This window comes from Algoriphagus yeomjeoni (assembly GCF_049821175.1).
GTDB lineage: Bacteria > Bacteroidota > Bacteroidia > Cytophagales > Cyclobacteriaceae > Algoriphagus > Algoriphagus yeomjeoni_A.
Map to the genome: position 1 here is coordinate 2,494,819 of NZ_CP187512.1, position 17,266 is coordinate 2,512,084.

General features: G+C 39.3%; 8 protein-coding genes. 1 reads left to right on the plus strand and 7 read right to left on the minus strand.

The features are described from left to right. Positions 1-56: 56 nt before the first annotated feature. The 7 genes from ACPUEN_RS09885 to ACPUEN_RS09915 all read right to left on the minus strand — a co-directional run bounded on the left by ACPUEN_RS09885 (position 57) and on the right by ACPUEN_RS09915 (position 15,698). Positions 57-1,919: an FAD-dependent oxidoreductase gene (locus ACPUEN_RS09885; protein ID WP_425635728.1), complete on the minus strand. Its 1,863-nt coding sequence runs from the start codon at positions 1,917-1,919 to the stop codon at positions 57-59. Between the two features lie 13 nt (positions 1,920-1,932). Continuing rightward, positions 1,933-2,781 (minus strand): ROK family protein, encoded by an 849-nt coding sequence (locus tag ACPUEN_RS09890; RefSeq protein ID WP_425635729.1) that lies wholly within the window; start codon positions 2,779-2,781, stop codon positions 1,933-1,935. Positions 2,782-2,886: 105 nt separating this feature from the next. Then, a complete protein-coding gene (locus ACPUEN_RS09895) occupies positions 2,887-4,485 on the minus strand; it encodes a SusD/RagB family nutrient-binding outer membrane lipoprotein (protein ID WP_425635730.1) in 1,599 nt (532 codons plus the stop codon). Between the two features lies 1 nt (position 4,486). Next, positions 4,487-7,552 carry a SusC/RagA family TonB-linked outer membrane protein gene (locus ACPUEN_RS09900; protein ID WP_425635731.1) on the minus strand — a complete coding sequence of 1,022 codons (3,066 nt, stop codon included), beginning with the start codon at positions 7,550-7,552 and terminating at the stop codon, positions 4,487-4,489. 551 nt (positions 7,553-8,103) lie between these two features. Continuing rightward, the gene (locus ACPUEN_RS09905; protein WP_425635732.1) at positions 8,104-9,687 is read right to left on the minus strand and encodes a SusD/RagB family nutrient-binding outer membrane lipoprotein; all 1,584 of its coding nucleotides are present in this window, start codon (positions 9,685-9,687) and stop codon (positions 8,104-8,106) included. 28 nt (positions 9,688-9,715) lie between these two features. Further along, entirely contained in the window at positions 9,716-13,033 is a 3,318-nt protein-coding gene (locus tag ACPUEN_RS09910; RefSeq protein ID WP_111612234.1) for a SusC/RagA family TonB-linked outer membrane protein, read from the minus strand. A 502-nt stretch (positions 13,034-13,535) separates the two neighbouring features. Beyond that, positions 13,536-15,698 carry a glutamine synthetase III gene (locus tag ACPUEN_RS09915; RefSeq protein WP_425635733.1) on the minus strand — a complete coding sequence of 721 codons (2,163 nt, stop codon included), beginning with the start codon at positions 15,696-15,698 and terminating at the stop codon, positions 13,536-13,538. A 232-nt stretch (positions 15,699-15,930) separates the two neighbouring features. On the opposite strand from ACPUEN_RS09915, the gene mtaB reads away from it, so the two are divergent. Further along, entirely contained in the window at positions 15,931-17,250 is a 1,320-nt protein-coding gene (gene mtaB / locus ACPUEN_RS09920) for a tRNA (N(6)-L-threonylcarbamoyladenosine(37)-C(2))-methylthiotransferase MtaB (protein WP_425635734.1), read from the plus strand. The last annotated feature ends 16 nt before the right edge of the window (positions 17,251-17,266 follow it).

A 17,266-nucleotide genomic window follows, 5' to 3' on the forward strand; every position in this document is an offset into this window, starting at 1 on the left:
ACACTTTAACTCTTAGCTTATCGATTTTATTACCCCTTTCAGCCTAATCTGTTGCTCTAATTTTCAAAATCTCCGTGCCAATCAATTTCCTTAGAAAAAGGATCTAATATCTCATCTAACAATACAGACACTTGCTCTCGGTTCAGTTTCACATCTGTAGTAAATTCACCTCCTAATCCTCTCTTGTTCCAAGCTTGTGCTATTTCCACAAGAGGCGTATTTGGCTTGATCATTTCTAGTAAAATTTGAAATCTCTGCCCCGTCAAATAATCCCCTGAAGCACCCCAATAGTCTTTCAGGCTAGAATAAAGTGGTCTTAATCCATCGACCAGCTCATATTCTGTAACCAAGCGATCTGGATAAAACCAAGTTTGATTTGCCCAGAGATATGGAACTCCCTCCCCTTTCAATATTCCAGTTACGCCGATTTTCTGCATTGCTTTAAAATTTTCATCGTCTGGGTTCATATCGATAAATGGCATGAGGTAAGCATTCTGAGAGAGCAAAACAGACTGCACCTCTCTTATAGAAACTTCGTCAAGATTTAGCTTTTCTTTAATGGAAACCGACGCCAGTACTCCCGCAGCCTGGCCAATACCTAAAACCACCGGCTGAAGCCGTGTTGCCCCATTTACAATATTTGAAACCGAGATACTCTTTTCTGCAAGGATCAAAGCAGGATGATCCTTTGGAATCAAAGCACCCAAAGGGACATTGTAAGAAGGGACGCGAATCTTGATAAAGTCGATTGCCGGAGCATCCTGATTTTTTTTGTGATGGTGGTCTATGGTGTAATCACCAATCACCACTCCAGTTCGATACAAAGGATTCGGAGCTTCATAAGGAGTTCTTACATTAGGCAGGGTGAAATCTACTAACCCATAATATCTCCTGGATTCTCTGTGATACGGAATCATGGGCAGATCATCTTCCGTAGGATATTCCTCTTCAGCTATCCCCAAATGCGCATAACCGAGTTCATGTTGTATATAATACGTAAACCTGAGTGTTGCCTGTTTTGCAGCCTCTAAAGCAACTTTGCGCTGCTCAGGGTTCATCTCAATACTATTCAAATAATAATCATTGCCACAGTTGGGCCAATTGATCATGTATTTCCCATTAGGAAGCTTCCCGTAATTCAGCATTTTATCACAGTCCGAAGTCGCAGCCAAATCCGTAGTCGGATCTGAGTGAGCACATGCACAGGCGAATTCAACTGGATCATAATTGGCAGGTTTCGGGATTGTCTTATCAGTGCCTTTTCCATAATCCTGGAGGGTGACAACATAGGTGAGGTCCTGGATTATATCATTACTTTCTACTGGCGCAAAGCTCTCCCCAATTTCATCCCGTGCATCCATCCCAAGTCGATAAGGTAATCCTTGGGATGCAGCCACATCTCCAAGTTCTGTTGCGTCAATTAACATAGGCGCCTCTACAGTGATCAGCTCTCTGTTATGCAGAAAGCTCACAGTCCAGACATTATTGGAATAACCAGCAGTTTTCCATTCACTTTCGAAGAATACAGTCAATGCATCCACTGATTTTGCCATATCCTGAAGAATCTTATTCGCTACGCTTGGTTCAAAAAGTGTGTAGCTCACCCAGCCCGTGGAGAGCTTTTCTGCCCCCCCATAGTGATCTTCCAATTTTGCTTTGAACTCACCCCAAACCCCTGATGGCAAGCGATGATTTCCATCTATAGCCGAGACTCCAGCTGAAGTCAGCATTCCTCCGAGCCATGGAGTTGGCTCAATGATCAATGTTTTAGTCCCTAGCCTGCCTGCGGAAATACCCGCTGAAGTCCCACTTGCACCTCCTCCTATGATGATGAGATCATACTTTTCCTGTGGAAAAGCAGGTAGTAAAACAAGTAAAAAAAGGCCTATAAAAATTGTATAAAACTTAATTGTATTCATAATAATAAAGTAACTAAACGAATGATAAACATGCGCCAATCAATGCTGATTTTTCGCCCAAAAGCGACCTTTTGATGATCACAGGGTAGCCCATTCTTTCCAGATAGGCTTGCGTTGTAGGTAAATAATGATCACTTGCTAAACTTACTTTCCCTCCCAAAACAACTCCTTCAGAATGTAAGCGAATCAAATACGGGAATAAAAACTCTCCCAAAGTATTTCCAAACGTCTCAAAGACTTGCTTGGAAACGAATGAATCAAATTCCTCATTGAGCAAATCTTTTACGCCTGAAATCTCCATCCCAAATTGCCCCAAAGCATACTTCACAAACCAAGATGTACCCAAATAATCTTCTGCTATTCCATCACGAAAAGGCGCTGTCCATAGCTTCGCATCTTTCACTACCGAATGCACTTTTAAGGCAGACCCCAATCCTGTTCCTAACGTAATTCCGATAGAATTTTGGAAATCCCGACCAGCTCCAGCAAAGCTTTCTCCTGAGAGAAAGGCTTCAGCATCATTGGTAAAAGCTATTCTTGCTGGAGAAATCCCTAAACTTTCAGCTAAAAGGTCCTTGACAGAAAGCTGGTAAAGTGAGACCATTTTCCCCTGATCTTTGATCAGAGAAACTCCATTATCATAATCATACGGGCCTGGCATCGCTATCCCAAGTTGAAACTCGCTTAATTCTCCAGCTGCTTTTTTGATGACTTTGGTCCAGGCAGAAATAATACTTTCAGCTGTGCCAAAGGTGTCCACGTCAGCCTCGTAAAAATTACTAATTACCGCTGCTCTATCCTCCAACTGAACTTGGGCAGCTGAGATATGAGAACCACCAATATCGACTCCGATTATTTTCATTTAAGAATTTAGACAGTACACGTATATATTAAACTAAAGTACAAAAAGAAAGAGGCTTCGAAACTAATCGAAACCTCTTTCAAAAATCAAAATTATTAAAGGATATTACTTATCCCACCATACTGAGTTAATCCAAGTATCGCCGCCCATATTAGAGATAGCGTTTGCTAAACTTTCAGGGTTAGTAGTACTTTCCGATGCTGGATATACTTGTCTTCTAGGAATTTGGCCTGAAGAGAAATTGCCGGTATAATTCACAGCATTCAACTCAGGATAGCCAGATCTTTTCCAGTTATTCCATGACTCTACGAAATTTGCAAGGACACCAGTAGTAGCCCAGATTTGTTCGTTAATCATTTTTAAGGAAGCAGCAGCACTGCTTGTATCCAAAGGATTTGCAGTAGCAAAAGCAACAGCGTCAGCTGGCGCAACAGATCTTCCACCAAATTTACCTATGGTAGTCATTGCTCCTTGCAATCCAGCAGTATAGTATGAAGATGCTGTTCCCGGAACAGAGAAGCCTCTTACAGCCGCATCAGCTAATAAAAACTGAATTTCAGCGTAGGTGAGAATAAATACAGGAGCATTTCTATCTCTGTAAATTGCTGTAGGTCTAGAGTATGCTCCTATTGGCGCAACATCCCCACCAGTCCCAGTTGGTCCAGGATACTTAGCATAGTTAGTAATGTCCTCTGCTCCGCCTTTCAAATCAAAGCCATTTGGCAAACCAATTTGAACACTAGGATCACTATTTCCAACTACGTTTCCATTACGGTTAGCAGCGAGTCCAGCAGGTGGTACTTCAGCTATAATTGATAAACGTGGATCATCATTAGACTTCAAGAAGTCGATCAACTTTTCTGACCAACGGACCTCATACACATCGTCAGTTACATTCAACGCATTTGCACTTGAATTTGCGTAACCATTGTTCTGATCTGAAACTAATACTGCTTCATCTGCAGGAGAGGCAAAAACTCCTCCAGCAACAGCTTTTTGAACATAGGACTGTGCTGTAGAAGGATCCACGTCCACTAATCTCATGGCCATACGAAGCATTATAGAATAACCTAGTTTCTTCCATTTAGTCAGATCGCCACCATACAATACATCATTTTTGATAGGATCACCAGAAGTATTGATAGAGGAAAGAGCTCCTTCCAGGTCAGAAAGCATTGCCATGTAAGCTGCAGACTGAGAATCGTATTTAGGTTGGGTAATTCCAGCTTCAGCCATTAGAGCCTCGCTATATGGAATATCTCCGTAAACATCAGATACAAAAGAAAGCGTAAGAACCTTCCATATTTCACCTACTGCTACCAAGTTAGAAAAGCCTTTTGTCTCAGCAAGAGACTGCATTTGATACACTCTAGAAGCAGCAGCGAAGCCGTCATTCCAAACACTTTGGATGTAGCTATTTGTACTTCCAGATGCTACATACTTATCAGCATTTGAATAGTAGTTAGCTCCTCCTGTTGAAGTAGAGGCCATTACTTGTACCCACATACTTTGGAAAAGTATCGCTCCGGTATAACCGGTCATCATATTACCATAGTTATAAGAAACTGTAGGCAAGATCAAGTTAGGGTCAAAGACATTCCCTGCAGCACGGTTTGGATCTGTATTAATATCCGCAAAATCACCGTCACAGCTTGATACGGCTAATAGAATACCCGTAAGAAATAAGCTTATATATTTTTTCATATTAGTTCAATTTGAAATTAAGGTTAAAACCAAAAGATCTAGTGCTTGGAAGGTTACCACCTTCAATACCAGTGTAGTTAATATTTGAACCGAAATTAGCTTCAGGGTCAATATTCTTAGCTTTACGCATCAGGAAACCAATGTTTCTTCCAACTAGAGATGCACTCAAGCCTTTCAGGACAGGAACATTTCCAAACCATTTTGCAGGGAAAGTATAACCTAAAGTCAATTGTCTCAATTTGATGAAATCACCATCTACGACGCTGGTACTAGTTACATTCTGTGCTAGCGCTTGGTAGTAAGCCTGAGCTGGAGCTGTTACACCTCCATTTGTCACACCTGATTCTCTACCTTCAAGAGTGATTTGGTTAAGACCTCTGAAAATTGAGTAAAACTCAGTTGCAGAAAGCACTTTGTTACCGTAGTTATAGTCTATCAAGAAGGAGAAAGAAACACCTTTGTAATTAAATTCGTTATTCCATCCTCCATATAGAGTTGGTAATACTGAGCCCATATTGATCAATTCTCCACGAACAGGAAGTCCTGCCTCATTTACCCTGATGCTTCCATCAGCATTGTATGCGTAATCATAAGCTCTGATTTGAGGTCCAGGTTCGCCTACTACATAAGAAGTGATAGCATTTCCAAGTGTGCCTCTATTTTGACCCAAGTTGATTGGGTTGTTATTAGGGTCAGTGCTTAGTATTTCACTCTTAACATTCGATAAGTTGAATGAAGACTTCCAGAAGAAGTTTGGAGTTTGAATCGGCGTACCAGTCACCAAAACTTCCAATCCTTTGTTACTGGTAGAACCAGTCGCAACAACTGCGCTATTGAAACCTGAAGTTATACTTAGGTTGGCATTCATGATCTCGTTATGCGTCTCCTTCTCATAGTAAGCGATATCAAAGCCTAAGCGGTTATTGAAAAAGCTCAAATCAACCCCTAATTCCAATTCACTAGTTGTAAACGGCTTAAGGTTCAAATTAGGAAGAGATGTTGGAGATGATCCAGCTGGAACTCCATTATAAGAGTTCGCAGAATTATAATAGAATGTACTTTGATAAGCATCAAATGGCTCACCACTAGTCACTGCATAAGACGCTCTAACCTTACCAAAATCCAAAGCAGGCATATCGATCAACTGATCAAATACAAATGCAGCGGCAACTGATGGTGAAAATATACTGTTGTTGTCTGTAGGTAATGTACTATACACATCATATCTACCTGTAGTTGTTAGCGTTAAGATGTTGTTATAGCCGATACCAACTGAATAGTATGCAGACTGAACTTCTCTCTCATTGAATCCATAAGATCTGTTGAACGCCTCTACGTTAAATGGAGAATATAAGTAAGGAATTACAAATCGGCTTCCGCCTACTCCTACCGACTCAAATTTGTTATTTCTTCTATTCGCACCAGCGATAAGATCCAGATTTAACTTACTTGTTAAGTCAAAATTAGCACCTAAAATACCGTCGATGTTGGTTTCAACTCTAGTAGACTGACCTCTGCCGCCTAGACCACCTTGTAGGTTTGCAGAATATGCAAGTCCAGAAGGATCTACACTAAAGAAGTCATCGTTAGAAGCATCGTTACCAAAGCGAATCAACGCGTATATATCTTTTGTAAAGCTATATTTCGTAGATAGTGCAGTAATGGTACGCTTTCTTCCGATATCATTTACACCTTGATTTGAGATAAAATAAGGGTTAGTCACATAGATATCATCACTAAATACTGTCTCAGCACCAGTATCAGGATTATAGCCAGGAGCAAAAATGCTTTGTCTAATATTTGGAGCAAGAAGCAAGAAGTTGTTTGGGTTCTTAGGGCCATCACTTAGGTTAGGCACATTGGTAGATTGCTGATCGGTGTAATTGATCATGGCAGTTACATTAAACTTTTCAGTAATGTTTTGCTCCACGTTCAAATTGAGAGATAGTCTATCTACTCCACTATTCGGAACAATTGATTTAGCATCAAGATTGGAAGCTGACATTCTGAAAGATCCATCCTTACCTAATCCTTTTGAAATAGATACAGTGTTTGTAAAGTTTGTTCCTGTTCTGTAGAAGTCAATGTAACGATCGTTAGAAGGAGAGTATGGATACTGATTTCCATCAAAACCTATCACTTGGCTTCCATCCATCATAGCACCCCAAGCCAAACGACCAGAAGTCTGAGCGTCTACAGCAGTAGTTGGCTTCAATCCTCCAACTCCTTGACCATAAACTTCCTGGAAATCTGTAAAATCTACAGGATTTTCAGACATTACGTTCATAGTATAAGTTAAAGACCAGTCGTCACCTTTTGATCCACTCTTAGTAGTAATCAAAATCACACCGTTTGAAGCTCTGGAACCATAAAGTGCAGATGCAGCCTGCCCTTTCAATACAGTCATAGTCTCGATGTCATCAGGGCTAAGGTTACCAATACCGTCACCACCATCTGCTCCACCCCATTGTCCAGCTGAACCTCTTTGGGTATTATCCATTGGGATACCATTGATTATATATAAAGGTGATCCAGTACCACTGATACTTGGTAATCCTCTCAATGTGATCTTAGATGTTCCACCTGGTCCACTACTTGTTCCTTTTACCACCAAACCAGCAACTCGGCCAGCTAATGAGTTAGCGACATTCGTTTCGCGCGCGGTAGTTAATGCTTCACTACCTACCTGCGTTACAGAGTAACCTAGAGTTTCTTTGTCCTTGCTGATACCCAATGCTGTTACTACCACTTCTGATAGCTCACTCGCATCTTCCTCTAGCAATACATTTAATTCTGAACGGTTACCAACAGGAATTTCCTGTGTAGCATAACCGATAAAGGAAAAAACCAAAACAGAGTTTGGGCCGACTGACAAGGAATACTCACCATCAATATTAGTGGTGGTTCCTGTCTGATTACTTTTATCCAGGATAGTAACCCCTGGCATAGGCAAGCCGTCCGTTGCTGCGGTAACGACGCCTTTCAGCACCCTCGTCTGAGCTTGCACATTAGCCAGCAGGCCAACGGTCAGAACAAGTGCTAAAGCAATTGATAGAATTTTTTTCATAGTTTGAAAATAGTTGTTAGAAATAAAATGATTTTGCTAATCGTGCACCAACACACACCTCTGCGCACTAGAGGGCCATTCATTACCAGTAATTCAGTCTAGTAGGATAATAAAAACTCTTAAAATAATGCCTCATCAAATTTTTTGATGAGGAAATATGAATACAGTTCCTAAAGCTAAAAAAAACAACTCTCTATCAAAAAAATTTAAGTGATTTTTTCTTTAAATATAATAGCACTTAGTAAAAAAAATTTAATAAGTAGTCCAATTAACAGAATATTTGAGCGACCGCCCTAATTGTTTTATTGCTTTTTATTTCTCAATCCAAAAGATTTTAAATATGTAGGTTAAGAAGATAAGAAAATTCCTAAAACACCTTTTTTTCAGTTTCTGCCTACTGTGCATTTCGCATAGAAAAAAAAGGTCGTATTATCAGAAATCAGGAAGTCTATAGGACCTAATATTTAAGAAGTCAAAATTTTTATAATTCATAAAAAAAGACCTCTCAAACAAATGAGAAGCCTTTTCCAATTAATAAACCCAATCTATTATTAATTCATATCCCAAAAAACTGTGTTGTTCAATTTATCTTGAGACTGAACTTCAGAATAGTTCTCCAAATTGTAAGTCTGCTCTGACCCTGGATACATCCAACGTAATGGAGGAAGGCTCTGCTGGTTTGAATTATCAACCCAGAAATCTAATTCCACTTTACCTAGACGTCTTAATTCATTCCAGTTTTCATTTGACTGAACGACATTGAAGTGTAGCCATTTCTGGTCTGCGATGAGGGATAATTTCTCATCCATTCCAGAAGCAGCATCCCAAGAAATTCCATCCATTGACAAGTAACTGTTTATCGCATCATCTGTTGGTTCTATAGGAGCAGCTGATTCTGCATTGTTACTGATATCTCTCAGATATACATAGAACCCAATTGATTGCTTAATTGCTTCTTCGTAGTGCATTTTTGCCATAGCCTCTTGACCTTCTTTCAGGTAAAATTCTGCTGCCATCAAATGAACTTCTGACGCAGTAATAAGGATACCCGGAAAGTATTGGTTTCTACTGATGGTTGAGAAATTGTAGAGACTTAAAGTTTGGGTCAATACTAAAGCGTTTTGGTCGGTAGGATTCATCAAAGGGTCTAGACCCAAATATTCTCCATTCGCATTCAAACCTGGCTGGAATACATAAGTCAATCTAGGATCATCATTATTAACCATATGATTCAAAATTGCTTCTCCAGCAATATTACCGTTCCAATCTTCTAAACCACTGCGAAAATCATTTGCTCCAATCACTGTACCTAAGGAGAAGATATCCCACATAATATTACTGCCATTATCTGCCACTATAGGAAATTGTGTAGAGTTGGATAAAATTGCAGCAATTTCTGATTTGGCTCTGCCGCTGAATTCACTAGTACCACTTACTCTTGTCAACATTTTCAATCTTAAGGAGTTAACATACCTTCTCCACATATTAACATCTCCGTTATTGATTAAATCCTGAGTTTTAAATTCTACTGTAGTAGCAGGGTTAATCTGTAACGAGCTCAGTTCTGTAGCAAAACCAGCTAAATCATCTAACATAGTAGTATAGATATCAGTGGCCTTATCATAACTCGCATAGGATTTTGAATAATCACCCCCATTAATGCTCAACATACCAGCTTCTGACCAAGGAATATCACCATGTAAATCCACCATTTGCTGAGTATGATCATAGAAGTAAGTTGCAGCAGCTATCATAAATACACGGTTGTCTGCCTTTTTCTCATCAGATAATCCATTGTATACTTTCTGCAACTCTCTATACTGAGCCATAAAACCGTAGTAGTTATTCCATTTGTCATTAACAGCTGCAGATCCAGGCACGTATTGGTTTTCAACATTTACCCAGCCTACTGACTGCGTATATCTGTTTGAAGTGATTCTTTTGATTACAAAATAATCCCAATAGGATGGTAATACTGACTGACGGTTAGACATTATCATTCCAGTAAACTGCTTCCCAATTGTAGTCTCCGCAAGCTTGGATGGATCTGTATAATCATCCGCAAAATCATCTACTGTACAGCTAGCTAAGCCACTGATTAGTAGTGCATATATAAATATTCTTTTAATATCCATTTTCATATGTTTTTATCTTTTCTAACTATTAGAATCTAGCTGTTAACATCACACCCCATGTTCTGGTAGCTGGGTTTGTACCCGCACTAGTCAACGTCTGCGTCCATCTAGATCCTCCAGTTAATACTTCTGGATCTAGGTCTTTGATATTTCTATATAAGAAAAACAAGTTTCTGCCATATACTGATATATTCACATTAGATGCGCCGATCTTAGAAGTGATGTTATTTGGAATAGTATATGCCAATGACAATTCTCTCATTTTGATGTAATCGTTGTCCTGGATATACAATTCATATCTAGACTGGCTATATTGTGGACCACCCCAGTTGTAAGTATTCCAATAGTAGAATGCCTGAGATACTACATTTGAGTTAGTTGACCCATCAGCGACAACACCGTCCATTAACATACCATCATGGTAAACCGTCTCCCCATTTGGACCTTGCGCTGTAGAATGAGGTACTTGAATTCCTTGACCATTAGCGTTCTGATAGTAAGCCAATCCTCCGCTTGCCTCGTCCATATTATTCAAGCTTTCTTCAGTAAGACCACGGCTTATCATCCAGTTTATACCTGTAGGCATTACACTGCCACCGATCTGAAAATCCATTGCTGCATATAGAGTGAAGTTTTTATACTTGAAATCGTTGATAATTCCACCTACTGCATCTGGCATTGCATTACCAACCTGCACCCAATTTTGATCATCAATCTTGTATAAGCCATTCGGCTGAACAATTTTATTACCATTATCATCTAGTGCTATTGGTCTTGCATAAAAATCACCCATTGGTCTACCAACCACTGATCTAAGTTGAGCAGCGTTTCCATCGTAATCAGCATGTAGCAGCTCTGTGGCATTGTTTGCAAGTTGTTCAACTTTGTTTACGTTTCTAGCCAAGTTGACAACTAGGTTCCACTGGAAGTTAGGCGTAGCCATGATGTCACCTCTCAACTGAACTTCAACACCAGTATTTCTAAGGGTACCAATATTTGTCAATACAGAAGTTGCACCGGATGTGGCAGGAAGTGTCAATGGCAAGATCTGGTCACGGATTTGGGCATTATAATAAGAGATATCTATACCGAATCTGTTGTTGAAAAACCTTGTATCCAGACCGAATTCAAATTCGTGTTTCTGCTCAGGTTTGATGCCGTCATTACCAAAAGAAGATGACAAATTAGTATATAACACGTTAGCACCACCTGGCTGCTGTACACCCAAAGAGTTTTGGTTGTAGGCAATATTAGCTCTGTAGATATCTGGATAGTTACCTACAATTCCCCAAGATCCTCTTAATTTCGAGAAAGTGATAAATTCAGGCAACTTAACAGCATCAGATAGAGCAAAAGCAGTATTAACTGATGGATAGATGAAAGCATTGTTGTCAGGGTTCATAGTAGAGATTCTATCTCTACGGATTGTACCTTCTACAAACCAAACCCCTTTATAGTCTAAATTTACAGTACCTAAATATGCATCAATCGTTCTGAATTGACGACTAGAACCATTATTAGGGATATTTGTCGAAGCAACAATGTCAAAAAGATTCTCAGTACTCAGACCTCCGTTGGTACTTCTACTAATGCTACTGAATTTTTCAGTTCTAGCAGTATAGCCTGCCATTGCACCTATAGAAATATCTTCAGTGATTGCTTTCTTATAATTTAGCATTATGTCTCCATATAATATGCTAAACAATTCTGTATTCATTCCAAAGCCACCAGAAGGACCAAATGCTAAAGGTCTTTCTGAGAAATTACTGTTTTCACTATATCTATTAGTAAAATCAGTAGATATACGAGCTCTAAGATTCAAATCATTGGTTATTTCGAATGTATTAGTCAAACTACCAATTACACGATTACTTACCTCTGAAGATAGATTTTTGTTAACTCGCCATACATAATCTGCAATATCTCCTCTGAATCCATTTCCAGTAATATTTTCTTCAGGAGTCAAGCTTTGGCCGTTACCGGTTACAAATCTATAACCTCTACTAGTCTGATATCTATCTAAGTACCAAGCTCCATTATCAAAACGAGTCATCATTCCGCCAAAATTGTTAATCATTCGATCAATAGAGTATGGACGGTTTTTAGTGTTCTGATTAATGTAATTAATCATCAAATCGGTCTTCAGTCTTTTATTTACTTGATAGCTAGAATTAAGGTTTAAAATATTCTTGCTGTTTTTAGAATTCAAACTTAAAGCCTCATTGTCCTGACGAGTCAGAGAAAGACGAAAGTTTGATTTCTCTGTTGAGTTAGCAATGGATACGTTCACCTGAGAACTTACCGGGTCATTAAATAGTGCAGAATAATTATCTTCTTGGGCCACATATGGTCTAGCAATCCCATCCCAAGCAATCATAGGCTGGCCATCAAATGCCGGTCCATAGTTGGTAGTGGTGTTAGGAACTGTCCTCTGGCCACCAGCTGTATAATTAAATCCGTCTTCAGCCTGTCCCAAATTCTGAATATGAGATGGCATTCCTGGACCTCTTACATTCTGGTATCGAGGTAAATAAGCAATATTATCAACAGAGTAATTTGTATTAAAATCAACCTGCATTCCATTTTTTCCCGCTTTACCTTTTTTAGTAGTAATCAGGACCACACCATTAACAGCTTCGGAACCATAAAGTGCTGCAGCAGAAGCTCCTTTCAATATGGAGATGTTATCAATGTCTGCTGGGTTGATATCCAGCAAACCATTACCTCTCAAACGCTGATCTCCCCAATAGTTATTATTGGACACTTCCTCATTTCGGATAGGAACTCCATCCAAAACGATTAGAGGCTGACTTTTACCTGTGATCGAGTTAATGCCACGAATTTGAATATTAACTGGAGAAGTTGCTCCACCTGCTCCGCTTTGAATCCTTACACCAGGAGCTTTTCCATATAATGACGATGCAACGTTTGGGTTACCTACTTTCACTAACGCGTCTGCCTTTATTACACTACTAGCGTACCCTAGAGATTTTTCTTCTTTGTCCACGCCGAATGCAGATACGACAAATTCAGAAAGCTCACTTTCATTCTCCTTTAACGAGATATTGATTATCGATTGATTGCCAACCGTAACCTCTTGAGTTGAATACCCAATGAAAGAAAAAACTAGTACCGAATTAGGCCCTACTGAAATAGAATACTCACCATCTACATTTGTAGTGGTACCGGTCTGATTTGTCTTATCCAAGACTGTGACACCAGGCATAGGTAGACCATCCTCTTGGACAGTAACTACTCCCGTTAAGATTCGCTTTTGAGCATGAGCTGTCACCGTTAGGGCCAACATCACAATCAAAGTAAATGCAATTGATAAAAATTTTTTCATAGCTGGTAATTTGAGGTTAGCAATAAAAACTTGAAGTCATTCTCCATCGGCCGACTTTCGGGATGGATTAACGGTAAATGATGTTCCATACTAGTTTAATTTGGGGGTTTATGATAAATTTTTTAGTGCCGACTCCCTAACAATTTTCCTATCTACCACTGTCAAAGATGATTAGCACATCATAAATCTAGAAAAAAGAATTATGTATCAAACACATACATATGTTTTTTTTCTATAAAACTGATGATCTTACTGTATTTTTTATGTTAAGTAATAAATAAAGAGTACTTTTTTTTCAAAATCGAACAGTAATTCATTCACTTTTTAACATCATTTTATAAAATGAAGTGGTTTTTTTAGAGCAAGAACACTACTACACTCTTAATTATTTAAAAATGTCCTAAATAGAGGGAGGGGCTTGTTTAAAAAAGTTATAAATCTGAGTAAAAACAAAAAAAGCCGCCCCTCTCGGGGCGGCTTTGATTAATATTGAAAGTAAAGCTTATCTAAGAAAAAGCATTTCTCTATACTTCACTAGTGGCCATGACTCATCGTCAACCAATAGCTCCAATTTATCTACAGCGTATCTAATCTTGTCGAAGTAAGCTTCTTTTACGTCGGTCTGGTAGCCTTTTGCCATTTTTACGATATCCGTCTCTTTGTTCAGTTTCTTGCGCGCCTCTACCATAGCAGTGATGTTAGATTTCAAAGATTCTATATGCTTAGACACTTCTTTGATTGTCTCTACTGCAGCAGTGTGATCCAACCCAAGGCCTTTCAAACCATTAGCGTTTTGGATGATTTTATTCTGGTATAGAATAGCAGTTGGAATAATGTGATTCAATGCCAAATCTCCCATCACACGCCCTTCAATCTGAATCTTCTTCATAAAGTTCTCTAGCATGATCTCATGACGGGCATGAACTTCAATACCATTCATTACATTATGTCTTTCGAAAAGCTCCTTTGTTGCTTTAGCGGCATATACATCCAAAGCCAACGGAGTAGATTTCAAGTTAGACAAGCCTCTTTTCTTCGCTTCAGCAGCCCACTCATCAGAATAGCCATCACCTTCAAATCTTACTTTCTTGCTATCCTTGATGTATTTTCTCAATACATTAACAATCGCAATTTTCTTTTCCTTACCGGCAGTCATCTCCTTCTCGATGTCTTTAGCCATATCTGCCAATACATCTGCCACGATTACATTCAGCACAGTCATTGGTCCAGCCACATTCGCCTGAGAACCTACCGCACGGAATTCGAACTTATTACCAGTAAATGCAAAAGGAGAAGTTCTATTTCTATCAGTATTGTCAAGGATAATTTCAGGAATCTTAGAGATACCTAATTTCATGTACATGTTATCACCCTTCTCGATCTTGATATTACCGTTTTTCTCAAGCTCATTCAAAACTTCTGTAAGGGTTGCACCTAAGAATACAGAAATAATAGCAGGAGGAGCTTCGTTAGCGCCTAGTCTGTGGTCGTTGCCTGCAGAAGCGATACTAGCTCTCAATAGATCAGAGTGATCATATACCGCTTTAATAGTCGCTACTAGGAAAGTCAAGAACTGAAGGTTTTCTCTTGCTGAGTTGCTTGGCTGGAAAAGATTTACTCCAGTATCTGTAATTAATGACCAGTTGTTATGCTTACCACTACCATTTACTCCTGCAAATGGTTTCTCATGAAGAAGGACTTTCAAGTCATGTCTCTCGGCCACTTTCTCCATCACATCCATTAACAATTGGTTGTGATCTGTAGCCTTATTTATTTCCTCAAATAATGGAGCAACTTCGAATTGACCCGGAGCAACTTCATTATGTCTTGTCATTACAGGAATTCCAAGTTTAAGTGCCTCGTTTTCGAAATCCACCATGAAATCCTTAACTCTTGTAGGGATAGAACCAAAATAATGATCATCCAATTGCTGACCTCTAGCCGGGCTATGACCGAAAACAGTTCTACCACCCATTACCAAATCTGGTCTTGCAGCAAAAAGCGCTTTGTCGATGACAAAATATTCCTGCTCAACACCCAAAGAAGGCTGTACTTTTCTCACATTTCTATCAAACAGTTGGCAAATAGCTACTGCTGCTTCATTGATCGCTTCGATAGATTTCAATAAAGGTGTTTTGTAATCCAAAGCCTCACCTGTGTAAGACACAAAGATTGTTGGGATACAAAGTGTGTTTTCGAAGATAAAAATCGGAGAAGTAGGATCCCACGCTGTATATCCCCTAGCTTCAAAAGTAGAGCGTATACCACCATTAGGAAAAGAAGATGCATCTGGCTCTTGCTGAACTAGTGCGGATCCTTTGAATTTTTCAAGTCCTCCTAGGGCATCGAAAAAGGAATCATGCTTTTCTGCGGTCGAACCAGTTAATGGCTGAAACCAGTGAGTATAATGTGTTACACCTTTGGATAAGGCCCAAGTTTTTACAGCGGATGCCACTTCTTCTGCCGTGGCAGCGTCAATCTTGGTTCCTTTGTCGATGGCTTCCATTACCCTTTTATAAGCTGAAGGTGCCAAAGACACTTTCATTTGAGCGGTCCCAAAGGTATTGGTACCAAAAAAGTCCGAAATTTTGTTTGATGGGGCCTTTACAGCTACTCGCTGTCTAGTCTGCACCATTCCTAAGGCTTGTTGTCTGAGTGTTGCCATTTCTACAATATGTGGTTTAAAATTATACACACAAAAATAGAAAAATATGTATATGAAATCTCTTTTGACTGATTTTTGACCTCATTTTTCGAAAAAATTACATTTTTTTCAATAAAACATGAGTAAAAGACACCATTTTCGGTTAAATACTGTGAATTGCCTCAAAAAATTGGAGAATTGAAAACAAGAGAAGATTAATTACCTTTGCAATCTCATTGTCAGAAGCGTAATTGTGAAAAAAGTAGCCTTTTATACACTAGGATGTAAGCTAAATTTCTCGGAAACCTCCACTATCAGTCGCCAATTTGAAGAAAAAGGGTATCTGAAAGTCGATTTCCAGGAAAATCCCGACATTTTCATTATCAACACCTGCTCAGTCACCGAAAATGCAGATAAGAAGTGTAAAAAGATCGTAAAAGAGGCAAAGAAGATCTCCCCAAACTCCTATGTCACTATAATAGGTTGTTACGCTCAGCTTAAACCAAAGGAAATTTCTGAAATCAAAGGAGTGGACGCTGTTCTTGGCGCAGCAGAGAAATTTCGCTTGATCGAATTATTGGATGATTTTGCGAAAGCACAGGATACCAAAATTCTCGCTTCCGAAATCCAGGAAGCCACAGTCTTTAATAATGCCTACTCTATAAATGACCGCACCAGAACTTTCCTGAAAGTCCAAGACGGATGTAATTACGGATGTGCTTTTTGTACGATTCCTCTTGCCCGAGGCAAAAGTAGAAGCAACACCATAGAAAGCGTACTTCAGTCAGCCCGCGAAATCGCTGCAACTGACGTCAAAGAAATAGTCCTTACCGGCGTAAATATCGGCGACTTCGGAATCGTAGATGGCAAACGTAATGAACGCTTTGCAGATCTTGTCTATGCACTTGATGATGTAGAAGGAATTAATCGCCTACGCATTTCTTCTATTGAGCCAAATTTACTGACCAACGAGATCATCAGTTTCGCAGCACAATCCAAAAGATTTGTTCCACATTTCCACGTACCACTTCAATCTGGCTCAAATACCATTTTGAGAAAAATGGGTAGAAGATACCTGCGCGAATTATATGTGGATCGTGTGACCAAAATCAAGACACTAATGCCTCATGCGTGCATTGGCGTAGACGTGATCGTTGGTTTTCCAGGTGAGACAGATGAGCTTTTTCTCGAAACTTATAATTTCCTGAATGAATTAGACATTTCTTACCTACATGTATTCACCTATTCTGAGCGTGCTAATACTAGAGCAGCAGAAATGGATGAAGTAGTACCTATGAAAAAGAGAAATGAACGCTCAAAAATGCTTCGTATTCTTTCCGAGAAAAAGAGAAGAAAATTCTATACTGAGAATTTAGGCAAAACATTCACGGTACTTTTCGAAGAAGATATAGAAGATGGAAAGATCCATGGCTTCACAGAAAACTACATTCGCGTAGCTGCAAAATATGACCCAATGCTGATCAACGAATTGAAGCTGGTTACCTTAGATCAGATCAATGAAAAAGGAAATGTAGAGGTACTCGAACCTGAATTGGTATATGAAAAGCACTAATGCCAAATTTAATTTT